The sequence below is a fragment of the Longirhabdus pacifica genome, from assembly GCF_004115085.1.
GTDB classification, from domain to species: Bacteria; Bacillota; Bacilli; order Paenibacillales; family DSM-105158; genus Longirhabdus; species Longirhabdus pacifica.
Genome location: NZ_QXJP01000025.1, coordinates 1 through 5,439, shown reverse-complemented (window position 1 = coordinate 5,439; position 5,439 = coordinate 1). Strand labels below are relative to the sequence as shown.

Annotated in this window: 6 protein-coding genes; 1 reads left to right on the top strand and 5 read right to left on the bottom strand. The window is 35.9% G+C overall.

Annotated elements, in window-relative coordinates; all coding sequences use genetic code 11:
- Positions 1–130 precede the first annotated feature (130 nt).
- The 4 genes from D1Z92_RS14915 to D1Z92_RS14900 all read right to left on the bottom strand — a co-directional run bounded on the left by D1Z92_RS14915 (position 131) and on the right by D1Z92_RS14900 (position 3,744).
- The gene (locus D1Z92_RS14915; protein ID WP_164931644.1) at positions 131–886 is read right to left on the bottom strand and encodes a M12 family metallo-peptidase; all 756 of its coding nucleotides are present in this window, start codon (positions 884–886) and stop codon (positions 131–133) included.
- A gap of 75 nt (positions 887–961) precedes the next feature.
- Positions 962–1,738, bottom strand: coding sequence for a M12 family metallo-peptidase (locus D1Z92_RS14910; protein ID WP_164931643.1), 777 nt, complete (start codon positions 1,736–1,738; stop codon positions 962–964).
- 125 nt (positions 1,739–1,863) lie between these two features.
- On the bottom strand, positions 1,864–2,634 hold the full coding sequence (locus tag D1Z92_RS14905; RefSeq protein WP_164931642.1) for a M12 family metallo-peptidase: 771 nt from the start codon (positions 2,632–2,634) through the stop codon (positions 1,864–1,866).
- A gap of 366 nt (positions 2,635–3,000) precedes the next feature.
- A complete protein-coding gene (locus D1Z92_RS14900) occupies positions 3,001–3,744 on the bottom strand; it encodes a M12 family metallo-peptidase (protein WP_164931641.1) in 744 nt (247 codons plus the stop codon).
- A gap of 405 nt (positions 3,745–4,149) precedes the next feature.
- Here D1Z92_RS14900 and D1Z92_RS14895 point away from each other — a divergent pair, with 405 nt between their 5' ends.
- On the top strand, positions 4,150–4,566 hold the full coding sequence (locus D1Z92_RS14895) for an NUDIX hydrolase (protein ID WP_128896472.1): 417 nt from the start codon (positions 4,150–4,152) through the stop codon (positions 4,564–4,566).
- Positions 4,567–4,602: 36 nt separating this feature from the next.
- Here the strand turns inward: D1Z92_RS14895 and D1Z92_RS14890 are convergent, their stop codons facing one another.
- Positions 4,603–5,361 carry a substrate-binding domain-containing protein gene (locus D1Z92_RS14890; RefSeq protein ID WP_128896471.1) on the bottom strand — a complete coding sequence of 253 codons (759 nt, stop codon included), beginning with the start codon at positions 5,359–5,361 and terminating at the stop codon, positions 4,603–4,605.
- Between the last annotated feature and the right edge of the window lie 78 nt (positions 5,362–5,439).

Sequence of the window (5,439 nt, the reverse complement as noted above, 5' to 3'; positions counted from 1 at the left end):
TACTACCAAATGAGAATGTAAGTGCTGCAACTGCTATCATTGAAAATATTTTTTTCATTTTATTTTCCCCCTACGCATTAGGTATGAACATCATCATGAACTGCTTTAGTTGGTAAAAAAACATTTTTAATTATTGAGGAGTACCAAATAAATTAATATTTTCTTTCAGTATTTCTGTATGATAATCACAGAAATAATCTACAGAATACATATTTTGACCCATAATACAATCCACTTCACCATTTGGATGATAATGACCTAACCCATAATTGTGACCGACTTCGTGAAGAGATGCACGCCATGTTGCATCAGGGTATTGATCAAGCAGGGTGTTTACACCTACCCATGGAATAGCTTGTCCTCCAATACCACCACTATAGTTGGGATCTTTGGTAAAACCAATAACAAAATCATAATTTTCATCATCTCGCATCTCTTGGTTCAATTCATGTGTAATTTCGGAAGCAGTTTCCCCATCCGTTTGCCAATCTGCCCATGCATCGACGGTAAAATTAATGTTAAAGTCACGGTATAGAGCATCATCCATCCGTTCAATAACTTGATATGTGTACCCTTTCCAATACCATCCATATGCTGCTCGAAATTCTTCATCTGCAGCAATTTTCACTTTGACTCTAATACCTGGTGAATTAGGTGGCTCATAATTATGATCTATTCTTTTTGATTGGTTGCGATTGACACTTGTTGAAGCATTACTTAATTCCACTGAATGCAAATCAAATTCGTGAGATTCGTGAGTTTCTTGCGTGGAGACAGCCATTGGAGCGGCTTCTAATATAGAAGTATCATCTTCCGCTACTGTATAAATGGTACTTACTGAAAGCGTAAGTGCTGCAACTGCTATGATAGAACATATTTTTTTCATTTTATTCTCCCCCATTTTCATCGTTCACTCTAGTAACCTATTATTTTTGTGATTTGCTATAAATGATTAGTCTAATTATTGCGCTGTACCATATAAATTAATATTTTCTTTGAGTACTTCTTTATGATAATCACAGAAAGTATCTACTTTATAATAATAGCCATTTAAAATACAATCTCCTCGTTCTTCAGGATGACAATGTTCTAACCCATAATTGTGACTCACTTCATGAAGAATAATACGCCATAATTGAGCAGTGTTTGGTCTATGTTTGACTATGCTTTCTCCCGACCAATAAAAAGCTTTCCCGGAAGGATAATTAAAATTCGAATCGTTGGTAAATCCAATCACAAGATCATAAGTACCATCACTCAACTCATGATCCAGTTCACGTAAAAGATCCTCCGCAGACTGATTGTCGCTTTGCCATTCTACAAAATCTTCGATGGTGAGATTAATCTTAAAGTCACGGTACAGCGTATCATCGACCCTTTCAATAAGTCGGTTTGTGTATTCTTCCCAATATCCCTCATGTTTTGCTCGAAATTCTTCATCTGCAGCTACTCTCACCGTCACCCGGATTCCTTCCGCGTCAACTGGCTCAGTTTTTATATAATCATCTACCCAGTAGTCATACAGCCACCTGTCCTCTTCAGGGAGTATTGGATTGAAATCGTCATCATATAAATCCCAATAAGAATACGTTTCATAAGTATCATAAGCACTTCTGGAATTTTCTTTTAACTCTGGAGTGTCATTTAGTGTAGAAGTTTCATCTTTCGCTAATGTATAGACGCTACTAAATGAGAATGTAAGTGCTGCAACTGCTATGATGGAACATATTTTTTTCATTTTATTCTCCCCCATTAGTGTCAATCACTTTGTTGTGAATATCTAATAATTTTGTGATTGAATTACTAGGCACTAGGTATGAACATTATCATGAACTGCTTTAGTTGGTAAAAAAACATTTTTAATTATTGAGGCGTACCGTGCAGATGAATGTTTTCCTTCAGTTGTTGCGCATGATAATCACAGAAAAAATCTACAGAATACATATTATGACCCATAATACAATCTGTCTCATCATGTGAATCATGATGACCTAACCCATAGTTGTGACCCACTTCATGAAGTAATGCTCGCCATGTTGCATCTGGGTATTGATCGAACACTGTGTTTAAGCCTACCTTTGGAATAGCTTGTCCACCAATACCACCACTGTAATTGGGGTCTTTGGTAAAACCGATAACAAAATCATAGTTACTGTCTCTCATCTCATCTTTCAGTTCATGTGTGATTTCGGAAGCAGTCTTACCATCTGTTTCCCACTCTGCCCTGGAATCAACGGTGAAATTAATGTTAAAATCACGATATAGAACATCATCCATCCGTTCAACAACTTGATATGTGTATCCTTTCCAATACCATCCGTATTTTTCTCGAAACTCTTCATCTGCAGCTACTTTGACTGTCACCCTAATACCTGGCGCATTAGATGGCTCATGATTATGATCTAGCCTTCTTGTTGTGCTTCTGTTAGCTGCACTTCCATTCATTGCTGCGTTACTTAATTCCACTGAATGCAAATGATATTCGTCAGATTTATGATTTTTACTAGATTCGTGATTGGAAGTAACCTCTGGAGCGGCTTCTAATGTAGAAATACCACCTTTACCTTCCGTATAAACTGTACCTAATGAGAATGTAAGCGCTACAACTGATATAACTGAAAATATTTTTTTCATTTTATACTCCCCCATTTTCGTCGTTCACCTAATGTTGAGTGATTACTATTTTCGTGATTTGTTTTTACCGTCCCCTCCTTTTCGCATATAGAAGTCTTATGATGTCGATAATAACGGAATGTACAACCTACCAATGTCTCATTCATCAGGAGTTTTGCTTTAATATAACGTTTATCTATATTCCGTATTTCATCTTTATCGACAAATTTTAAATAATTTTTTATATTAGATACAGCTAAGCAGTGAAGGGACTTAAACCACGCCCTATCTTTTCAAAACGTAACAAAAGCCCTCATTCACAGCCAATAGCTAGGGATGAGAGCTTGATAATGATTTAAATGACATTGTTATTACACAACAGTATATTTATTGGGGTGTACCGTGTAGATACTTATTTTCCTCAAACATTTCTGTATGATCATCACAAAAATGATCTACTTTGTGCAAGTTATGACCCATAATACAATCTATATTAGGAAGTTCACAATGAGGTATCCCATAATTATGGCCCACTTCATGAAGTATAGTACGCCACATTTTGCTAGGACTTTCAACACCATAGACAGTATTTACACCTGCCCATGTAATAGCCATCCCTTTAGCACTATCATAGTTTTCATCTATAGTAAAACCAATCACAAAATCAAAATTTTCATCATCTCTCATCTCGCTGTTCAATTCATGAGTGATATCCACAGCAGAATTACCATCAGTTTGCCATTCTGCATATTCCTCAATAGTGAAATTAATGTTAAAGTCACGGTACATAGAATCATCCATTTTTTCAATAAGTTGGAAAGTGTATTCTTGCCAATATCCTTCATGTTTTGCACGGAACTCTTCATCTGCAGCAACTTTTACTGTTACCCTGATTCCTTCCGAATCCACCGGCTCATTTTTTATATAATCACCTACCCAGTAATCTAACATCCACCTATCTTCTTGAGGAATTTTTGGGTTGAAGTTGCTATCAAGTAAATCCCAGAACGTTTCATATCTAACGTCGAAAGCTGGTTCTACTGTAGAATTATCACCTTCTGCCAATGTATAGACGGTACTAATTGAAAATGTAAGTACTGCAACTGCCATGATTGAAAATATTTTTTTCATTTGATTCTCCCCCATTAGTGTCATTCATTTTGTAGTCTGTAGTGAACTTTCACTCTTTCATTGATGTCATTCAGTGTCATGTCTAGCTAATAATATCTAGCTATTCCTCCTTTGTTCATGTAATCATATTGTAGTGCATGAAAAATAACCGAAATAATAGCCTACAAAATAGTTTTTCTATGATATTCTAGCTGTAATAAACATGTTTAGCTTTATTCCGTATTACATCGTTATCGGCAAAACTTAAATGATATTTAATGGTTTAATCATTGATTTTGCCTTGATATATTTATATTTACAGTCGTTTTGTAGCAAGTTTTGGATTAAGTAATTTTTTTTATATTTGTTGTAATTTTGGCTATTTGCATGACTAAATTATATGTATGGGTGTACTAGGAGGTCTATATGGAAGAGGTAAAAGTAGTGTACGCGCTAATCAAAAATAAGTGTAATCAAATATTAATGGTATTTAATCATGAGGGATATTGGTCTTTACCAGGTGGAAGAGTGGAGGTAGCCGAGTCGTTAGAAGAAGCTATCATGCGAGAAGTGTATGAAGAAACGGGATTAAATATTAAACCAGGCAAAGTACTAGCCATTAACGAGTGTAAATTCCAAAAAATAAAGCAACATGTTATCTTCTTTACTTTTGAAGCCTGCATTGTAGGTGGAGTGGAAGAAATTAAAATGCCAGAGGAAATCTTGCAGTTGGAATGGGTTGACATAAAACAAGTTGAAGCTCGGACTCCTTATTATTCAGAAGGGATCTATGAACTTTCACAAGGGAAAGCCACATATTATAACCAAGGAACAGAGGCATAGTATAGGAGCTGCTTTTGTAGCATTTTAGTGACTCTCTCATGTTGTATCTCTTTCTATTAATTTCATTTCCAGTTCATTGAAATATGGTATATTCTCATGATGCACGACGTTGTATAACAATGTAACAGCGTTGCGGCCAACTTCTTGTATAGGTTGATATATCGTTGTTAACCCTGTTACTTTCGCTATAGGTTGATTATCAAAACCAACAATCGCAATATCTTGCGGTATCTGAACGTGTTGTCTCTTTAATTCATACATCATACCAGCAGCGACTTGATCACTTCCTACTACGAAAGCTGTAGGAAGTTGCTCCATGCTCATCATTTCTTTTGCTAATGCTATACCATCCTCCACAGTAAATTTTTCTTTGAAAAACCATGCATCTTTCCACTCTAACCTGTTTTTCTTTAACAGCTGTAAAAAGGATTGTTTTCTAACTACCCCTACGCCACTTAGTGGGTTGCCAATACATAATCCAATGTGAGTATGTCCCTTATGCATAAGGTGTTCCATTGCCATTCTCATCCCTTTACTGTGATCAACGAATACATGAGGGATGGATTTATTTGCACACGATTCACATAATACAATCTTATTTTGAGACAAAGTGGATTCCACCTTTTCAGAAGACAACACGCTAGAACCAAAAATAAGCCCGTCTACAATTCTATGCTTCAACATATCAAAAAACTTCGCTTCTTTTTTGGGATCATAATTTGTTTGCAATATCAACATACTATAATCATACTGATTGCATTCTTCCCCTATTGCCTCTAGTGAACTACACGCCACTTAACACCCTTACGGGTCGTTTGAAGTGGATGCTTCTTGGGAAGTAGATACTTTTGTTAGCTATCTATATTTACCAAG

Coding starts and splice junctions, on each gene's coding strand:
- D1Z92_RS14915 (WP_164931644.1), bottom strand. CDS start 886: ATGAAAAAAATATGTTCTATCATAGCAGTTGCAGCACTTACGCTTTCA.
- D1Z92_RS14910 (WP_164931643.1), bottom strand. CDS start 1,738: ATGAAAAAAATATGTTCCATCATAGCAGTTGCAGCACTTACATTCTCA.
- D1Z92_RS14905 (WP_164931642.1), bottom strand. CDS start 2,634: ATGAAAAAAATATTTTCAGTTATATCAGTTGTAGCGCTTACATTCTCA.
- D1Z92_RS14900 (WP_164931641.1), bottom strand. CDS start 3,744: ATGAAAAAAATATTTTCAATCATGGCAGTTGCAGTACTTACATTTTCA.
- D1Z92_RS14895 (WP_128896472.1), top strand. CDS start 4,150: ATGGAAGAGGTAAAAGTAGTGTACGCGCTAATCAAAAATAAGTGTAAT.